Below are 18,872 nucleotides of genomic sequence, written 5' to 3' on the forward strand. Positions count from 1 at the left end.
TTGCCCCAGCTCCTAGTACCTAAGCCTTTATTAACGATTTGGTTTTTCAGGTACAGTGATTTCACCTTTAACGATTTTAGCTTTGTATTCTTCAACAGCCTTTTTAGCCTCAGGTGATAATTGGGCAGTTGTTAAGTCAACTCCACCGTCTTTCAACCCGTATACGGTGCTGCCGGCTTTGAATTTACCATCTTTGGATTCTTGAGAGAACTGTTTAACCGCAGCCCCTACCCCTTTAAGCGTAGATGCTAAGGTTAAGTGACGTTCTTTGCCATCTACAGTGACTAGACCTTCTGCATCTTGGTCTAAGTCAACCCCGATAACATATACTTCACGTTTAGGATCGTTAGTTACGATATCCTTAGCTTCAGAGAAGACACCGTTCCCGGTACCACCAGAAGCGTGGAAGATAACATCCGCACCACCTGAGTACATAGCAGCAGCTAATTGTTTCCCTTTAGCTGCATCAGCAAATGAACCTGCGTATTGAACTTCAACCTTGATTGAAGGGTCAACTGCTTTTACCCCTTCAACGAAACCAGCTTCGAAACGGTCAATAACGAAACCTTCAACCCCACCGATAAAACCAACTTGTTTGGTCTTAGTGGTCTTAGCAGCGGCTACCCCTGCTAAGAAGGCTGCTTCATTATCCTTGAAGGTCAAGGAAGCAACGTTTGGTAAGTCAACTACAGAGTCCACAATAGCAAAGTGCTTATCTGGGTATTGAGTGGCTGCTTCTTTGACTGCAGCTTCTAATTTATAACCAATCCCGAAGATTAAGGAGAAGTTTGCTTGGACTGCTGAGTTAAGGTTAGTCACATAGTCAGAGTCGCTATTGGATTGTAAGTAGTCATAGCCACCTACCCCTTTTTCTAACTTGTTTTCTTTACCGAATTGCTCAAGACCTTCCCAGGCGCTTTGGTTGAAGGACTTGTCGTCTACCCCACCTACGTCTGTGACAATCACTGCAGAAAAATCAGCCGCATTTACGGCAACAGGTGCTACCAAACTTGCTACTGTCAAGGCTGTAGCTGCTAATCCAAAAGCTTTCTTCATTAAAACATCTCCTTTGAATATTTCTTACTTGTGAACTCGCTCTGAATTCCCTTACATTATACCATTATTAGGTCAATCTAGCAAGAAATTAGCTGATGTTTTACTAAAGCCATTCTCAATCGTTCGTGTATTTTCATGAAAACGACGACATGACGAGGCGTTCAATCAGTGAGTTGCCTAAATATTGACCAAATAATTTCATCCTGGCCTAAACAAGTACAAAAAAAGCGAACTTTTTAGGTTCGCTTGTTTTATTCTTAGTGTTTCCCCTGACGCTTAGCCAGTTGTAAGGTCACTTGATAGAAAATTGGGGTTAGAATAGCTGCCACAAAAGCTTCCAATATCCCGTTGGTCGCAATAATGCCCCCTAATAATCGCCAAAGGCCGGTCTGGTCTACCCCATTAATGGTCATATAAGCTTCTTGCTTGAATAAAACCATCGCTCCTAAAACCAAGAAAGTATTGAGAAAACTACCACTGAAGCCAGCCAAGGCTCCCACTAGACGTGGATTTTTACTCCAAGACTTGAAGACCACAATCAAACCGGCCAAAATCAATGGCATGAGCATACGTGGCAAGACGCTGACCATGACATCACTTAAGACTTGGGCATGGATTGGTGACATAGGCACAGTTAGGGCACGAATCCAGGAATTTAACCCCCAAGCCGTCCCAACAAGGACGCCCTCTTTCCAACCTAACCAGAGAGTTGCTAGAATGACGGTAACATGGATGTAAGTAATGGATAAGACTGGGGTCGGAATGTTACCCAACATAGGCACCCATGATTGGATAATAATCAAGGCCACAAAGACACTTAATTTAACTAGTTGGTTGGTTTTATTTTGCGAACCATAGCGTTGATTTTGAGTCATGTCTTAAGCCTCCTTCACTAGGGGATTGACAGCCACCCCATCTTTGACAAAAATATAGGCTGGCTCACCATGACCCTCATCAAACTCAACCGACAAATCATGTCCATCGAAGAACCATTCGTCACGACTCTCAATATAGAAGAGCACGCCGTCTGCTTCATAAGTGACACCTGGTTCACTCGGGTAGTTGGTTTCCATAGCGAGGGAAAAGCCGCTGTTAATAGGGCTACAACCATAAACCTTGACTAAAAATCGTACACCCGCCCCTTGAGGCAATCCTACTTCTTCCTTAAACCAAGCAACTGATGCTGGATCTACTTTTAATTCCATCCCTTACACTCCTTCTCTTGACTTGCTAATTTTATTATAGCATGGTCCTTGAGACAGGACCTAACTAGGTGCTCACTGACCGTCCAAATGATGGTGAACCGCGTAAATAGCCGCCTGAGTACGGTCTTCTACTTCCAACTTGGTGAAGATATTGGAGACATGGGTCTTAACCGTCTTAAGGGTAATGACCAGTTCCTCGGCAATGGCTTGATTGGAGTAGCCTTGACCTATTAGACGTAAGACATCCAACTCCCGATTAGTCAACTCATCATGAGGCTTAGGCCGTGCTTGATCTAATCGGTGCTCGATAATCTTCTCCGTCACGGCAGGTTCAATCACCTTATGCCCTTGATAGGTAGAACGGATGGCTTGGGCAATTTCAGCAGCCGACGAAGTCTTAAGTAAGTAGGAGCTAGCTCCCGCCTCCATAGCCGGATAGACCTTCTCATCATCTAGGAAGGAGGTTACGATAATAATCTTAGCTTGAGGCCAATCTGCCATAATTTTCTGAGTGGCTTCAATTCCATCCATGACATCCATGACTAAATCCATAAGGATAATGTCTGGTCGTAATTCAAGGGCCTTATGATAGCCTTCTAAGCCGTTACTGGCTTCCCCCACTACTTCCATGTCAGACTGAATCATTAAATATGATGAGACTCCTAGTCGGACCATTTCATGGTCGTCCACTAGTAATACCTTAATCATCTACTTACCTCCTTAAAATCTTATAGGAAGGGTGATATCCAGAACGGTCCCCTTACCTGTCATACTGAGAATTTTACATTCGCCCCCAAGATTGGTCACCCGTTCCCGGATATTGCGCAAACCATAAGACCCCACCTTATCAGCCTTATCCATGTCAAAGCCTAAGCCATCATCCACAATCTTGAGTTGAGCCGAGCTCTCATCCACTTGAAGGTAGACCTCCAGACGGTTAGCTCTAGCGTGTCTTAAGGTATTGGAAATGGCTTCCTGCACAATGCGGAAGAGATGGTCCTCAATACCGGACTCCAAGCGCACATCGGCCAAGTCCCAGACAATCGTCGTCGGAATCTTGGTCTGGAGCTCAAGTAGTAACTGTTCAATCCCCTGCTTAAGGGACCGATCTTCTAATCCAATCGGTCTCAAGTGTAATAAGAGAGCTCGCATCTCAATTTGAGCCGTCGCAATGACCTTATCGACCCGAATAATTTGTTGGCGGATAGGTTCTGCAATCTCAACCTGCTCTTGGTCTTTGATGGCTGAAAGCATCATGGTTGCCGCAAAGAGCTGCTGACTTACCGAATCATGGAGCTCCCGCGCAATCCGATGGCGTTCAGTCTCGATAATTTCTTCCTTGGTTTCTTCCCCTACGAAGGTTGGGGAAGCAGCAAAATCCTGCAGGTCTCTAGACAGCTGGACGAGCTTGTCACGGATACGGTTGAGATCTGATGAAACCACACCACTATAATCGTACCAGGCGTGCAGCCCCTTGCCAGAATCCTTAAAGATAGGATGCTGATATTTCCCTAACAAAAGCCAATTAATCTTAGCCCGAAGCTCTTCATAAGGTGCACTGAGGAAGAAAGTCAGGAAGCCTGATACTACCAGGGCAATACTGAAGTTAGCCCCTACTAAGACTAGATAAAATGGAATTTGGAACCAGGTCAACTCCCAGAGACTAGCCAAACTCAAGGTCTGGAAAACATAGACTTGAAGACCCACCATAATGGTTGTAATGGCCAAATTAACCAAGAGCTGATAGAGGAAGAGACGGCGCCATAAATGTAGGTTCATAGCACAATCACCTCCACTTCACCAAAGCCAACAGAAATCATGATATTTAGCCGACGTGGCGTTGTGGCATATCCTGCAGTCTCCCAACGGAAGTTTTCCCCTACTAAAGAATAGCTTTGGTTCTCGAAGACCACCGCGCCTGATATAGCTGAGATATTGAGTCGGAAGCCTACATCACGCGGAATAATCAGACGCGTCCGGCCAAATAGCTTGCGGATAACAATGGTCGATTGTTCTGGTGGTAGGAGAGTATTGCCTAAATCGACAATGGAGCTACCTCCAATGAAGACGATATTGATATCATCCCATTCATAATAGTTGGTTTTAGATTCCATAGAGGCAATCAGGGATTCACGCTTGATTAGGGTCCGCTGGCCACTCTGAGGTTGAATTAACTTAACCCCATGATAGCCTTCCTTGGAACCACCGAAGGGATGGAGTAGTGACTCTCCCCAAACTAGGAACTCATTGCCGTTAGGTCCCCGGAAGAGCCAATAAAAGAGCACCAAGACCAAGAGCACTAGCCAGATAGACTGAGTCATAAAAATGGCTACGAAGAAACTCGTCAAGGCCAAAACCAGGGTCATGCCCCTGAAAATTCCGATTGGGATGTAGACACTGGCGACCAATAGGACTAGACTCCCTAAAAACAAGAGGAAGGTAACGCCTCGTCCCATGAGTTCAAATACCAAAGCTGCCGCGGCTAAAGCCAAAATCTGGAAAATATGTCGCTTGAAAAAAGCTATCATCTGTCCGCCCTCCTTTCTTAGCTTACCCTTCTTATTATAAACAATTTTAAGTCATAGGAAAACCCTTAACCACCCCAGCATGGAAAAGACACTCGAAAATTCGGCATAAAGAAAAGAGGCTAGCATCACATACTAGCCTCTAAGCAAGTTAATTTTTCTCGATTTTGGTAATCTTCAAGTCAAAAGATCCGCCTGGTGTTTCCACCGTTACGACATCCCCTAATTTTTTACCAATAATCGCCTTAGCAATTGGTGAATCGTTAGAGATTTTGGCTTCTAATGGATCTGCTTCAGCAGAACCCACAATGGTATAAGACTCTTCGTCACTACCTGGCAATTCAATGAAGCTTACCGTACGACCTAAGGTTACTACATCATCTGCCACATCACGATCATCAATGATTTGCGCAAAACGAATCATTTTCTCAATGACAGAGATACGGCCTTCAACGAAGGCTTGTTCGTCCTTAGCTGCATCGTACTCAGAGTTTTCAGATAAGTCACCGTATGAACGGGCAATCTTAATGCGCTCAATAATCTCCTTACGTTTATTAACTTTTAAATCTTCCAATTCAGCCTCTAATTTGGCTTTCCCTTCTAGGGTCATTGGGTATACTTTTTCTTCCATATACGACTTAACTCCTTATTTTTTAATGGATAGATGCTTCTCGTCCCCTTATGAGAAACAAAATAACACGAGCGAATTGGCCTTAAGCCAACTCACTCGGTATTGCCTCTGTCAGAACAGAAATAATATAACACTATCTTGGTCATTTAGCAATCATAATTTGACAGTTAGGCATAAAAATTTATAGAGCATCTTTTTGCTTAGGCTTCTTGCTTGGCTTCGAGAGCCTTGCCTTGTAGGATAGAATGAATCTTGGTGGCTAAAAGATCAATCGCCACTTGGTTATAGCCCCCTTCTGGGACAATAATATCGGCGTAACGCTTGGTTGGCTCAATAAATTGATGGTGCATTGGCTTAACCACGTCCACATATTGGTTGATGACCGACTCCACTGAACGGCCGCGCTCTTTAATATCGCGGAGAATCCGGCGAGCCAAACGAATATCGTCATCGGTATCAACATAAACCTTGATATCCATTAAGTCACGTAAGCGCGGATCTTCCAGAATGAGAATCCCCTCCACGATGATAACATCCTTGGATTCTTGATGAATGACCTCACTACTACGTGTATGGTTGGCAAAGTCATAAACCGGCTTATCGATGGCTTGTCCCTCTAAGAGACGATTAAGATCGGCCACGAATAAATCCGTGTCAAAAGCCAATGGATGGTCATAGTTGGTTTTAAGTCTTTCTTCAAAAGGTAGGTGCGATTGGTCCTTATAGTAGAAGTCATGTTGGAGCATCATGACAGATAAATCGGCGAAAATCTCCATGAGTTTCATACTAACGCTAGATTTTCCACTCCCGGACCCCCCGGTTACGCCAATTACAATCGGACGATTTGACATACTATTTTCCCCTCATTCTATTCTTATTCTGCTTGACTAGATGATACGCTAGATTCTTGACTGCTGTTCTTGTTGACATACTTAGCTACCAAAGCTTCATGTTCTTCCAAGGTTGTCGCATAGTAGACATTCCCTGTCTCGATATCCGCGACAAAGTAGAAGTAGTCAGACGCTGTTGGGTAAATGGCAGCTTGGATGGCACTGAGGCTTGGACTATTGTAAGGCCCTGGTCCTAAGCCAACATGTTTATATAGGTTATAAGGTGAATCCACTTCCGTATCTTTAATGGTCACCAGTTCCTTATGTTCACCTAAGGCATAGAGGACGGTAATATCGGATTGCAGTGGCATATCGTTGTTCATACGGTTATAGAAGACACCCGAAATGAGCTTACGGTCTTCATCCGTGACCCCTTCCTTCTCTATAATAGAAGCTAAGGTCAAAATTTGATGGAAGGTCAAGTTGGTATTACCCATATCTTCCTTAAGCTTTTGGTATTCAAGGTTCATCTTGCCGACCATTTGTTTAATCAGGTCTTTAACATTGGTACCGGCGATATAGTCATAGGTTGCCGGATAGAGGTAACCTTCTAACTTATATTTGAGCCCTTCTACCCCATCCAAACCTGAAATTAAGCTCGGATATTGAGATTTTAACTCTTCGATGAAGCTAGCATCATTAGCAGTTGCTAAGAAATCTGCAGCCTTAATCGGGGTGTTTTCTTCTACCATTTGGGCAATTTGTTCCAGTTGCATACCTTCAACAACGGTTAGCTTGGTATCCACATCGACTTCAATCGGTTTACCACCCTTTTGAAGGGTTGCAATGATGGTATCTGCATCCATGGAAGGACTTAAGTCATAGTGACCGGCTTGGAGACCATTGACACTTTTGGCCTTCATATAGAAGCTAAAGATATCGGCATTCTTAATCAAGCCTTGAGACTTAAGTAAACGCGCGATGTCCTTACTGCTAGAGCCAATCGGAATGGTTACTTGCACAGTCTCTATCTTTTGGTTGTTAACTGCCTTTAGGGAATCGTTATAGTACCAGAAGCAACCTAAACCTACAACTAAGGCCAAGGCAACTAGTCCTAAGATAATGTATTTGACGATGCGTTGGGTCATCAATTCTTCTTTTACCTGATGATCTTCCTTAAGTTCCGCATCTTGTTTGACTTTGTCCCAATCTACTTTCACTGAGGAACCTCCTTCGCTATGTGATAGATTCAATATATCTTATGCATTATATCAATTTTTCTGTTAAATAGCCATTATTATCCCTTTACAAGTCGGTTAAGCTACTTCCTTTTATTTGTAAACCAAGGATAGACAAGGAAGAGGTCAATAAAATAGTTTGAATATCAAAATATTTCACAGTTCAATAAAGTAATACCTCGGATTCGAGATTTTTGATGTATAATAAAGTTAGCAACTTTCGTATATTTCGTTTTTTAACAAACTCTTTCCCATTGATAATATAGGGTTTTTGTTTTTATTAACCAATTTCTAATTCTAAATTTAAAATTTTCATCAAACTATATTTGCCTTTGAATTTTATTTTTGCTATAATCGTCTACAGTGTTGGAAATCCGTATTGAAACTGAAACATTGGACACAAAAATGTTAGGGGCGTTCAATGGCTTTGGTTTTCTCGGCAGGACGACCAACATATAAAAAAAACTCTATATTGAGAGGGGAAACTACCTATGAAGAAAAAACTTCTTTTTGGGTTAGCGGCTGCAGCCTTGTTAACAGCCACTGCTACTAACTCAGATGTTTCTGCGGCTCGTTCGCGGAACAACTCTTATGGCTACAACAGCTCTCGTAGCTATAACACTCGTTACAATACTCGCAACAATTACTGGAACTACGGCTACAACAACTACAGTAATTCTCGCAACAACTATTGGAACTACGGTTACAATAACTACAACAATGGTTATAACAACTATTACTATGGCTATAACTACGGTAATGGCTACAATAACTACTACTATGGTTACAACTATGACTACGGCTATAACTACAACAACACGACTCGTCGTATTACTTATTATAATGGCCGTTACTGGTATACCGACCGTAATAACGTAACATACTACTACAGCAATGGCCAATGGGTACGTTACGTTGAAGAGTCTACCTCTAATGACTACTTCTACTACAACGGTCGCTACTACAAATTGACTGGCGACAACAAGTACCTGGTATGGGAAAACAACCAATGGGTACCTTTAGAAGAGGAAGATAACTCTTCATCAGATTCTTCTTCTGAATCTTCTTCTATTTCATCTGAAGCATCTTCTGAATCTTCATCAGAGTCTTCTTCTGTTTCATCTGAAGTATCTTCTGAATCTTCATCAGAATCTTCTTCTGTTTCATCTGAAGCATCTTCTTCATCATCAGCGGAAAACATCTTCCCAGGTCTTGAAGAATCTTCTTCAGAAGAATCACAAAGCGACTTTGACTTTAACAGCTCAAGCAGTTCAAGTGCTGAAAGCTCTTCAAGCAGCCAATTATCTTACCCAGATCCAACTTCAACTAGCGAATCTACAGATATCTCTTCTGTATGGAGCGGTAGCGAATACCCTATTCCACGTGAAGGTTATGCTCGTGTAAGAACTGCTGTTTACCCTCCAGGTACACCTAATAACCCTAAAGTCTACAACGACTCTCGTTACCGTTACAACAATGGTAAGCACTACTTCGTTGAAAAAGACGCAAACGGTAAAGACATTTACTGGTGGACATGGGAAAAAGGCAGATGGTTCCTTCACGGTGAAGCTTACTGGCCAGGTGACCCAGGTTTTGAATCAGGTGTTCACGAAAATCCAAACAACAGTGACGAGTACGGCTACACTTACGATGAAACTGTCTCTCCTAAACTCTACTCTGATATCATTGTAGGTAAAGGTAAAGCTGGCGATCCTCTCCCATTCAGCAACACGGAAGAGTTTAAGAAGTATGTCTTATCTAAAGTTAACCATGTCTTCAAAGATAACTATGGTTATGACTTAAAAGTAACCTACTCTGTTGAAGATGAAGACAAACTCAAAGGTAACGCTGCAGGTGCTTGGGGTGGTCGTTACATCTTAGAAGCTAAGATTACTAGCACCGGTAAAGAAGAATACGAATGGGGCTATGTCAACTACGTCTACGAAGTAGAAGGTATTGCACAAGACGAAAATTCTGAGTACGGTTACGAAGACATGGACAAGGCTAAAGAAGCCTTTGCCTTAATCAACCAAGCTCGTACCTCTAAAGGCTTACCTGCCTTGACTTGGGACGATGCAAGCTACTCAGCTGGTCAAGAAGCCCTCAAAGGTCTCTTGAAGAACTGGGATTCTAGCGGTATGGTAGCTCGTGCAACTGCATCTCCTTCTGACGTTGTTAACAAATTCTTAGGTAATGCACACGCTCAAACCTTATTAAGCTCACGTGCAGTTTCTGGTTCTGTTTCCTTATTACAAAAAGCAGACAGCACCTACTACTGGAAGATTACCATCAACGAATCAGCTGATGGTGGTGCAGCAAACGATGGTTTCCAACCATTACCAGCACAAGACGACGAGTCTGATGCAGCAGCTTCACACGAAGCTTTGATTGAAGAATTAAACTCTCGTCCACTCGAATGGAATAACTAATATTTCATTTTCAAGAGGGCTAGGATTACTCCTGGCCCTCTTCTTTTTATCCTTAACCATAATAATTTTGGGCATAAAAAAGGGAGTCTATAGACTCCCTTTTTACTAGCTTAGAAATTGCCTTCTTCGTCTAAGAAGGTATTGAGGACTTCCTCAACCATATCCCATTCTTTCTCATCTTCGATTGGCAGTAATTCACCGGACTGTCCGTCCTCGCCTTCCGTAAATGAGTAAGCTTGAAGTTCTACGTCCTCATCGTCAATAGCACCCGCTGGGTAGAGGATGACGTAGTTCTTACCATAATCTTCTGATTCGAAGGTAAAGAGAATTTCGTATAAAGCCTCATTTCCGTTCTCATCCACAATGGTAATATGTTCGTGGTGGTCGTGGTCATGATGATCATGATCGTGATGGTGGTCGTGTTCGTGTGGCATAGCTATGCCCCCTTCCTTAATTAATTCGGTCTAAATAATTCTGTAGGATAATGACCGCCGCCAGCTTATCAATGACTTGCTTACGTTTCTTGCGGCTGACATTGCCCTCCGTCACAAGCATACGTTCTGCTTGCGAAGTGGTGAGGCGTTCATCCTGATAGTGGATAGTCAATTCAGGTCTTAACTTACTAATCCCCTCACCATAAGCCATTGAGGCTTCTGCTCTTGGTCCCAGACTATTGTTCATATTCTTTGGTAAACCAATGACAAGTTCCTTAACCTGGTGCTGATCAACCAGTTCCAGCAGGCGGTCATAACCTAAGTCCCCCGCTGCTTCGTCAATACGAATGGTCTCAAGACCTTGAGCAGTCCAGCCCATTAAGTCGCTAACAGCTACTCCTACTGTCTTGGATCCTACGTCCAAGCCCATAATACGTTTATACATGGTTTAGCGATTTCCTTTAACATAGTAGCGGACTAAGGCTTCCACAATTTCATCGCGCTCATAACGACGAATTAAGTTTCTAGCGTCACGATGGCGTGGAATATAAGCTGGGTCTCCTGACAAGAGATAACCCACAATCTGGTTGGTTGCATCATACCCTTTTTCTTCTAGGGCGCTAAATACAATCTCTAGTACTTCGCGAATGGTCTGCTTATTGAGATCATCTAAGCTAAATAAGATGGTTTCATCTAATGATTGCATACTATCACCAATCCTCTCGTTTAATCTTATTGTACATGACTCTGTACAAGATTGGAACCTTTTTGCAATAATTCCGGCAAAAAAGCCTATAATTGTTCGCTAATGATGGTGCTGACTTGCGCCAATAATTCTGGAATGGCTTCTGGTTTCTTACCACCGGCTTGAGCCATTTGTGGCTTACCACCACCGCCACCGCCAACAATTGCTGCTAATGGCTTGATGAGGTTACCTGCTTTAAGACCAGCTGCTAAGCCTTGCTCGTCCACTTGGACCATGAGACTTACTTTTTCTTCCTGGCTAGCAACTAAGACTAAGATATTAGATGGTGCTTCTTTCTTCCAGATGTCAGCCATTTGACGCAGACCGTCAACAGATTGATTGCCTAAGTTAATGGCTACATAAGTGACATCCCCAACATTTTGAACATCTTGGAAGACTTGCCCTGCTTCAGCTTGTAGCAACTTAGCGTTGAGCGACTCCACCTGAGCTTGGGCTTGACGGAGTTCTTCTTGCAATTGCTCTAAACGTGGTAAGAGTTGGCTAGCTTGAGCCACTTTGAGATGATTTTGCACTTCTTGGAGGAGATCAGCTTGAGCCTGATAATCCGCAACAGCAGCTTGACCAGTCAAAGCTTCAATCCGACGAATCCCGGCCCCAATCCCAGACTCAGCTAGGAGTTTGAAGGTGCCAATCTCATTGGTGTTGTTCACATGGGTCCCACCACACAACTCGATAGATTCGCCTGCAATATTCACAACCCGTACAACATCACCATATTTTTCCCCAAAGAGAGCCATAGCACCTGTTGCTTTAGCATCTTCAATGGACATTTCAGCGATATCAACATTAGCAGAGTTGGCAATCCATTGGTTGACAAAGGCTTCAATTTGCTTGAGTTCCTCAGGTGTTACTTTACCAAAGTGTGAGAAGTCAAATCGCAAGCGATCTGGCCCAACGTAAGAACCTGCTTGGTTGGCATGGCTACCCAAAACAACCTTCAAGGCACGGTGTAAGAGGTGGGTTGCGGTATGGTTTTGGTTGGTCTTCAGGCGTGCTGCGCGATCCACTTCCAAGGTATAGGATTGACCGACAGTCAATGGCATATCCCCCGTTTTGATGCGGTGCATAAACTGACCTTGAGGTGCTTTCTTAACATCTAGGACTTGGCCTACTTCTTGATCGCCATCTAGGATAATCCCAGAGTCAGCTACTTGCCCACCCATTTCAGCATAGAAAGGACTACGGTTGAAGAATACCCAACCTTCTTGATTAGCTGGCAACTGATCTACCTTGGCTTCATCTAGCACAATGGCCTTGATAGTCGCGTTTGTAACAAGCGTTTCATAACCCACGAAATCAAAGGCATCAGTAATGTTTTGTAAGAGGTCGCTTTGGACTTGCATGCTCTCTTCCTTAGAACGAGCTGCACGAGCCCGTTGACGTTGGGCTTCCATTTCTGTCTCAAAACCTTCTTGATCAACTGAGAAGCCTTGGCTATCAGCCAATTCAACCGTTAACTCTAACGGGAAACCAAAGGTATCATAGAGTTGGAAGGCTTGGGCGCCCGGAACCACGGTTTTGCCCTCAGCCTTGAGGTTAGCCATCAAATCATTCAGGTGAGCTTCCCCACCTTCAATGGTCTCGTGGAATCGCTCTTCTTCATTTAAGATGACCTTTTGAACGAAGGCTAATTGTTCCGTCAATTCTTGATAATAAGCCCCCATAATGTCCGCAATAACAGGGACTAATTCACTTAAGAAGCTACGGCTAATCCCTAATTTACGACCATGCATGACACTACGGCGAATGAGACGACGTAGGATATAGCCGCGCCCTTCATTGGAAGGCAATGCTCCATCACTAATCGCGAAGGAAACCGCGCGAATGTGGTCAGCAATAACCTTGAAGCTAACTTGTTTGTCACCAGCTGAAGCAAAGTCTACACCAGAGACTTTTTCGATGGCTTGAATAATTGGCACAAAGAGGTCTGTCTCATAGTTGGTTTTAGCATTTTGAATGACAGAGACTACCCGTTCCAAGCCCATCCCGGTATCGACGTTCTTGTTAGGAAGTGGTTGATAGGTGTCATCTGGTAAATGGTTGAACTCAGAAAAGACTAAGTTCCAGATTTCCAACCAACGCTCATTCTCACCACCAGGGTAGTTTTCAGGGTCGTCCGCTTCCAAGTTGTTAAAGTCTTGTCCACGATCGTAGAAAATTTCAGTATCCGGACCGCATGGGCCAGCCCCGATATCCCAGAAATTATCTGCTACTGCCACCAAGTGATCAGCAATAAAACCTGGTTGTTGCTTCCAGATTTCGGGTGTTTCCTTGTCTTCTGGATAGTAGGTAGCATAGAGTTTGTCTGCTTCAAAACCTAACCAACGCTCGCTCGTTAAGAATTCCCAAGCCCAAGCAATAACCTCTTTCTTGAAGTAATCGCCGATAGACCAGTTCCCTAGCATTTCGAAGAGCGTATGATGGCGGGCAGTGTAACCGACGTTCTCAATATCATTGGTTCGGATACATTTTTGCACGTTAGCCAAACGACGGTTGTCTGGCACTTCCGTCCCGTCGAAGTATTTTTTAAGGGGTGCCACACCGGCGTTGATCCACAAGAGGGTTGGGTCATTGACCGGAATCAAAGAGGCACTTGGAATAATTTGGTGTTGCTTCTCTGCGAAGAAATCAAGATACATTTGGCGAATTTGCGCACTCGTCAATTGTTTCATATACGATGAACTCCTTTTTCTAAAAAATAAAAAACACACTCATTACATGCAAGGGCGATAAGTCGCGGTACCACCTTGCTTATAACGAATCTGCTTCATTACATCTTTAATGATTGTTAACGCCAATCCTACGCTAATGTTGCCACTAGTCAGACCTAAGGGAGCATTGATACCCGTGACTTCTTCCACCATATGAAGTCTCTCTGAGGCTGGGTTCAACATAGCCTTATACCTATATCATTATACGGCTAAAAGTCCCTAAAAGTCAAGGTTCTGCTAGAATAAATGGATAAGTCAACCAATCAACGGTCAGCTGACGTGGCGCCGCCTCTTGGACCTCCCCATCTACTTGACCTAGAACGCCTTGTTTAATGGCCAAATCAAGCTTTTGCCCGGCCCATCGACTGACTTGAGGCGATTGGTCCTGCTTATGGGAGACTAAGACCCGCCAAATCAAGCCTGGTAAATGCCGTGCCTTGATACTGTGAAAGGCCATCACACTGATCTCTGGATTGCTAGCCTGGCCTAGATTATCTAATTTTATGCCCCCACCCATATAAGGATTCTTGAGTACACTGAAGAGATAGCAGTCAGACACCACTTGAACTGGCTGACCATCAAGGCTAAGGCTAACCTCAAAAGCCTCTAATTTAGGTAAGCTAGCAAAAACAGCCACTAGGTAGGACAACTTGCCCAAATGCCACTTGGCAAGCAAACGCCCTAGTCTCAAAGCCTTGGATTGCTGATTAACCATGGCATCAAAACCTATCCCTAAGCTATTAATCCCATAGCTAATTTGTCCACTGAGTTGATCTTGCATACGTAGAATCGGCACTTGAAGTCGGCTACCTGCTTGCAATTGATCTAAGGCTTGAGCTAGCTTCCGATTAGCCTGCCATGCCCTAGCAAAGTCATTACCACGTCCCGCCGGCAAATAGAGAATGGCAGGAGGCTGTGAACGGCCAGCTAGACTGGCCACAACTTCGTGCAAAGTACCGTCACCCCCAATAACCGCAATGATCGGCTCCTGGGCCAATTGCTGAGCCAAAAGCTCACTATGGACAGCATAGGTGCTAATATAGACTTTAGGCGCTATTTGGCGTTTGTTCAGGGCTGCCAGAGTCTCCTCCAAGACTTCCCCCCCCTGGCCACCGCCTGCCCCTTGGTGGGCGATAATTGCTAATTCTTGCATCTGCTCTCCTGCCTCCTTAACGCCTTAAACATGGTCTGTCTGGCGCTTGCCTTAACCTATTAATTGTAACGCAGATAGTTGTCATTTTCTAGGCTTTTCGATACAATAAATCTAGCAAATTGATTAAGGAGTCCACTTATGACAGATTATCAAATGCTGGTCTTAGATATTGACGATACTTTGATGACCAGTAAGAACACTATCTCTGATGCCACCTACCAGGCCTTGATGAAGGCTCAGGAGCAAGGCAAGAAAGTCGTGCTAGCTAGCGGCCGACCAACCCCTTCTATGATTGAAACGGCTAAGCAGCTGAAATTAGACCATTTCGATTCTTACATCATTTCCTTCAATGGCGCTGCCATCACCAGTATGGCAGATGGCCAGGAACTCTTCAGCCAACGCCTAGAAGCTGACGCTCAAGATGACATTGTCCAATATATTCAAGCTAAGGGGCTGACTGTCCTAACCTATATCGACGAGTACGTGGTCATGGATAAGTCCAATGACTATAGCCACATTGAAAGTCAATTAACAGGCATTCCCGACCGTTATGATCCGGAGGCCATCGCTAACCTGTCTCAACTAGCTAAAGCCCGGATGAAATTCATTGGAGTTGGTGACCCAGACCTAGTTACAGCTGCAGATGCTGAATTGAAGGGACGCTTCGGCGATTTAACCTATGCCACCACCTCTAAGCCTTATTTCCTGGAGTTCGTTCACCATCAAGTATCCAAAGGCCAAGCCATTAAAGTCCTCTGCCAGCACCTTGGTTTGACGCTGGACCAGGTTATTGCCTGCGGCGATGGCAATAACGACTTGACCATGATTGAGACAGCCGGTTTGGGCGTTGCCATGGCTAATGCCACCCCACTGCTTAAAGAAGCGGCCGACCATATTACCCTCTCCAACGACCAAGATGGTCTAGTTCCCATCATTCGTGACTTTATGGGCGTTAGCCTCTAGTCAAGTAAAAACTTAAACGCTTTTAGACCTTTGTCATTCCCTTTTTCAGCAAAATGTAGTATAATACATTTTGTGCTAAGCGGAGATGGCGGAACGGCAGACGCGCATGCTTCAGGCGCATGTGTCCAATAGGACGTGAGGGTTCAAATCCCTTTCTCCGCATCATAAAAGAGCCCTATCAGGGCTCCTTTTTTGTTTATTATTAAGAAAAAATCCAGGGATTAAGTTAGTCTCAATCTCTGGATTTTGCTTATTTTTCTTTTGAATCGATTAGGATGGTCACTGGTCCGTCATTTTCAATTAAGACCTGCATGTCTGCGCCAAAGCGCCCGGTTTCCACGCGGAAGCCTGCCTCCCTTAAGGCTTGGTTAAGGGACTCATATAGAGGCTCCGCCACTTCTGGATGAGCCGACTGGGTAAAACTTGGCCGGTTGCCCTTGCGAACATCGCCATAGAGCGTAAATTGGCTAATAGATAGAATGGCGCCATCCGGCAGACTATCCAGACTGGCATTCATCCGCCCCTGCTCATCTTCAAAAACACGCAGTTTGCTGATTTTTCGGGCGCAATAGGTCACATCTTCTGGGCCGTCTTCGTGAGTCACACCAACCAAGAGGACAAAGCCCCTATCAATCGCTCCTACCACTTGACCGTCAATTGAAACCTGACCCCGACGACAACGTTGAATAAGTACTCGCATTCAGGGGCCTCCTACTTATTATTGACCCGGGTTACTTCATAAACGTCCGGAATGTTACGTAATTTGACCATGAGATCTTCTAATTGAGCCGTATTGGAGATGGCAACCTTAATAGTGACTGTCGCCGTTGAAGTCTTGTCGTCAACTTTCCCGTTAACATTACGCAAGGTCTTAACCGAGTGGTTGACCACATGCAAGACTTCATTGATCAGCCCATTGCGATCAAAGCCAACTACTCGAATCTCGGTGACATAGTCGGCACCGAGCTGGCCGGTGCTTTCCCATTCAACTGGAATGGTCCGTTGCTGCAAATCAGGTTCATTGAGTAAGTTAGGACAGTCCTTACGGTGAACTGAAATCCCCCGCCCTCGTGTCACGTAACCCACAATTTGGTCACCTGGAACCGGGCTACAGCAGCGACTAAGACGAATCATAAGGTTGTTAACCCCACGCACCATGACGCCATTTTCATGTTGGATCTTCATGGCCCCGGTCTCAGGTTTGTTGAGAGTTTGCTCATTGCTTAGCGGCTCTGCCGGTGACACATCCTTCTGTTCCTTGCTGTGCAAGAAGTTATAGACACTAATGGCAGATACTTCTCCCAAGGCTACGGCTGCAAAAAGGTCAGCCAAACTCGGCACATTATAGCGTTCAAAGAGTTCCTTCTCATAGGCCTTCTTAGCCAATTGTTTAAGGCTATAGCCATTTTTCTTGAGCTCTTCTTCCACCATGGCTTGACCACGTTCACTATTGCGATCGCGATCAAGGAGTTTGAAGTAACGCTTGATTTTGTTACGTGCCTTGGAAGTGGCGGTATATTTCAACCAGTCACGACTTGGTCCATTGGAATTCGGGTTGGTTAAGATATCCACGATATCTCCGTTTTTGAGCTTGTAGTTAAGTGGGACAATCTTACCGTTGACCTTGGCCCCAATTGTTTTCTGCCCCACATCCGTATGGACATGGTAGGCAAAGTCCAAGGGTCCCGCCCCATTAGGCAGTTCGAAGACATCCCCCTTTGGTGAGAAGACATAGACTTGGTCTTTGAAGATGTCTTCCTTAACGAAGTCCATAAACTCACCCGCGTCTTTGGCTTCATCTTCTAATTCTACAATATCGCGGAACCAAGTCAGTTGCTTCTTAATGGCTTCATCTTCGCGGACTTGCTGGGTCTTACCTTCCTTGTAGGCCCAGTGAGCTGCAACCCCATACTCCGCCACTTCGTTCATTTGGAAGGTCCGAATCTGAATTTCAACCGGTTTGCCATGCGGACCGATCACCGTCGTATGAATGGACTGATAGAGATTAGCCTTAGGCATAGCGATATAGTCTTTGAAGCGGCCAGGCATTGGTTTCCACTTGGTATGGACCGCCCCTAGGACAGCATAACAGTCCTTAATGGTCGGTACCAGAGCCCGGATAGCTAAGAGGTCATAGATTTCATCAAAATCCTTATTCTGCTTGACCATCTTACGGTAAATAGAATAAATGTGCTTTGGACGCCCATAGACATCGGCCTTGATATGTAATTCTTCAATGGCCTCGTTAATATCCAGAATGGCTTCTTGAATATAGGTCTCGCGCTCTTCCCGCTTGGACTTCATCAAGTTGACAATCTGATAGTAGGCGTCTGGATTGATATAACGCAGAGCAATATCTTCTAGCTCCCACTTAATCAGGTTCATCCCTAAACGGTCAGCTAGCGGTGCATAAATCTCAATGGCTTCTTGAGATTTTTCCACTTGCTTGGACGGCTTTTGGAATTTAAGGGTCCGCATATTATGAAGGCGGTCAGCTAGTTTGACCATGATAATCCGCATGTCTTTGGCCATGGCCAAGAGCATCTTACGATGGTTTTCTGCTAAGGCTTCTTCCTTACTCTGGAACTTAAATTTCCCCAACTTGGTGACGCCATCTACCAAGAAGGCTACCGTCTCAGAAAATTCGCGGACGATATCTTCTAGGGTGTAGTCAGTGTCTTCCACCACATCATGGAGGAAGCCAGTTGCAACCGTATCAGGATCCATCTTGAGTTGGGCGAGAATTCCCGCAACTTGAATAGGATGCACGATGTATGCTTCTCCCGATAAGCGAAATTGCTCCTTGTGGGCTTCAGTGGCGAAATCCAACGCCTTTTTAACGAAGGCCACATGCTTTTCATTCATGTAGCTTTCGCAGAGGGCCATGACATCTGCGGCCGTTAAATCTGGTGCTTGTGCCATCCTACTCTT

Annotated in this window: 18 protein-coding genes and 1 tRNA gene; 3 read left to right on the plus strand and 16 right to left on the minus strand. The window is 44.6% G+C overall.

Features of this window, described 5'->3' with window-relative positions; translation table 11 throughout:
• Positions 1 to 30: 30 nt before the first annotated feature.
• The 9 genes from ACO53F_RS00370 to mltG form a co-directional block, all read right to left on the minus strand.
• Complete coding sequence (locus ACO53F_RS00370; protein ID WP_314760879.1) at positions 31 to 1,056, minus strand: BMP family lipoprotein; 1,026 nt, start codon at positions 1,054 to 1,056, stop codon at positions 31 to 33.
• Between the two features lie 257 nt (positions 1,057 to 1,313).
• Positions 1,314 to 1,931, minus strand: a complete 618-nt coding sequence (locus ACO53F_RS00375) for an ECF transporter S component (RefSeq protein ID WP_485136887.1) — start codon at positions 1,929 to 1,931, stop codon at positions 1,314 to 1,316.
• Between the two features lie 3 nt (positions 1,932 to 1,934).
• Complete coding sequence (locus tag ACO53F_RS00380; protein ID WP_023390800.1) at positions 1,935 to 2,261, minus strand: HesB/YadR/YfhF family protein; 327 nt, start codon at positions 2,259 to 2,261, stop codon at positions 1,935 to 1,937.
• Positions 2,262 to 2,333: 72 nt separating this feature from the next.
• Entirely contained in the window at positions 2,334 to 2,969 is a 636-nt protein-coding gene (locus ACO53F_RS00385; protein ID WP_023390801.1) for a response regulator, read from the minus strand.
• 12 nt (positions 2,970 to 2,981) lie between these two features.
• Positions 2,982 to 4,040 (minus strand): sensor histidine kinase, encoded by a 1,059-nt coding sequence (locus ACO53F_RS00390; protein WP_311465320.1) that lies wholly within the window; start codon positions 4,038 to 4,040, stop codon positions 2,982 to 2,984.
• Entirely contained in the window at positions 4,037 to 4,789 is a 753-nt protein-coding gene (gene liaF / locus ACO53F_RS00395; protein ID WP_485136888.1) for a cell wall-active antibiotics response protein LiaF, read from the minus strand. The genes ACO53F_RS00390 and liaF overlap by 4 nt, the downstream gene beginning before the upstream one ends.
• A gap of 148 nt (positions 4,790 to 4,937) precedes the next feature.
• Positions 4,938 to 5,417, minus strand: a complete 480-nt coding sequence (greA, locus tag ACO53F_RS00400; protein WP_023390804.1) for a transcription elongation factor GreA — start codon at positions 5,415 to 5,417, stop codon at positions 4,938 to 4,940.
• Positions 5,418 to 5,617: 200 nt separating this feature from the next.
• Positions 5,618 to 6,268 carry a uridine kinase gene (gene udk / locus ACO53F_RS00405; protein WP_268443090.1) on the minus strand — a complete coding sequence of 217 codons (651 nt, stop codon included), beginning with the start codon at positions 6,266 to 6,268 and terminating at the stop codon, positions 5,618 to 5,620.
• A 23-nt stretch (positions 6,269 to 6,291) separates the two neighbouring features.
• A complete protein-coding gene (gene mltG, locus ACO53F_RS00410; RefSeq protein WP_485136889.1) occupies positions 6,292 to 7,467 on the minus strand; it encodes an endolytic transglycosylase MltG in 1,176 nt (391 codons plus the stop codon).
• A 509-nt stretch (positions 7,468 to 7,976) separates the two neighbouring features.
• Between mltG and ACO53F_RS00415 the strand changes: the two genes are divergently transcribed.
• Positions 7,977 to 9,914 (plus strand): spore germination YkwD domain-containing protein, encoded by a 1,938-nt coding sequence (locus tag ACO53F_RS00415; protein WP_485136890.1) that lies wholly within the window; start codon positions 7,977 to 7,979, stop codon positions 9,912 to 9,914.
• A gap of 110 nt (positions 9,915 to 10,024) precedes the next feature.
• On the opposite strand, the gene ACO53F_RS00420 is transcribed toward ACO53F_RS00415, so the two are convergent.
• The 5 genes from ACO53F_RS00420 to ACO53F_RS00440 all read right to left on the minus strand — a co-directional run bounded on the left by ACO53F_RS00420 (position 10,025) and on the right by ACO53F_RS00440 (position 14,978).
• Positions 10,025 to 10,348, minus strand: a complete 324-nt coding sequence (locus ACO53F_RS00420) for a DUF1292 domain-containing protein (protein WP_485136891.1) — start codon at positions 10,346 to 10,348, stop codon at positions 10,025 to 10,027.
• Between the two features lie 16 nt (positions 10,349 to 10,364).
• The gene (gene ruvX, locus ACO53F_RS00425) at positions 10,365 to 10,793 is read right to left on the minus strand and encodes a Holliday junction resolvase RuvX (protein WP_023390810.1); all 429 of its coding nucleotides are present in this window, start codon (positions 10,791 to 10,793) and stop codon (positions 10,365 to 10,367) included.
• A gap of 3 nt (positions 10,794 to 10,796) precedes the next feature.
• Positions 10,797 to 11,054: an IreB family regulatory phosphoprotein gene (locus ACO53F_RS00430; RefSeq protein WP_023390811.1), complete on the minus strand. Its 258-nt coding sequence runs from the start codon at positions 11,052 to 11,054 to the stop codon at positions 10,797 to 10,799.
• Positions 11,055 to 11,140: 86 nt separating this feature from the next.
• Complete coding sequence (gene alaS, locus ACO53F_RS00435) at positions 11,141 to 13,786, minus strand: alanine--tRNA ligase (RefSeq protein WP_485136892.1); 2,646 nt, start codon at positions 13,784 to 13,786, stop codon at positions 11,141 to 11,143.
• A gap of 265 nt (positions 13,787 to 14,051) precedes the next feature.
• Positions 14,052 to 14,978, minus strand: coding sequence for a diacylglycerol/lipid kinase family protein (locus ACO53F_RS00440; protein ID WP_485136893.1), 927 nt, complete (start codon positions 14,976 to 14,978; stop codon positions 14,052 to 14,054).
• Positions 14,979 to 15,116: 138 nt separating this feature from the next.
• Between ACO53F_RS00440 and ACO53F_RS00445 the strand changes: the two genes are divergently transcribed.
• Both ACO53F_RS00445 and ACO53F_RS00450 read left to right on the plus strand, forming a co-directional pair.
• On the plus strand, positions 15,117 to 15,941 hold the full coding sequence (locus ACO53F_RS00445) for a Cof-type HAD-IIB family hydrolase (protein WP_485136894.1): 825 nt from the start codon (positions 15,117 to 15,119) through the stop codon (positions 15,939 to 15,941).
• A gap of 79 nt (positions 15,942 to 16,020) precedes the next feature.
• A tRNA-Leu gene (locus ACO53F_RS00450) sits at positions 16,021 to 16,103 on the plus strand.
• An 88-nt stretch (positions 16,104 to 16,191) separates the two neighbouring features.
• On the opposite strand, the gene dtd is transcribed toward ACO53F_RS00450, so the two are convergent.
• Together dtd and ACO53F_RS00460 are read right to left on the minus strand one after the other, a co-directional pair.
• The gene (dtd, locus tag ACO53F_RS00455; protein WP_485136895.1) at positions 16,192 to 16,641 is read right to left on the minus strand and encodes a D-aminoacyl-tRNA deacylase; all 450 of its coding nucleotides are present in this window, start codon (positions 16,639 to 16,641) and stop codon (positions 16,192 to 16,194) included.
• A gap of 11 nt (positions 16,642 to 16,652) precedes the next feature.
• Positions 16,653 to 18,863: a RelA/SpoT family protein gene (locus ACO53F_RS00460; RefSeq protein WP_485136896.1), complete on the minus strand. Its 2,211-nt coding sequence runs from the start codon at positions 18,861 to 18,863 to the stop codon at positions 16,653 to 16,655.
• Between the last annotated feature and the right edge of the window lie 9 nt (positions 18,864 to 18,872).

Source organism: Abiotrophia sp. (genome assembly GCF_057275535.1).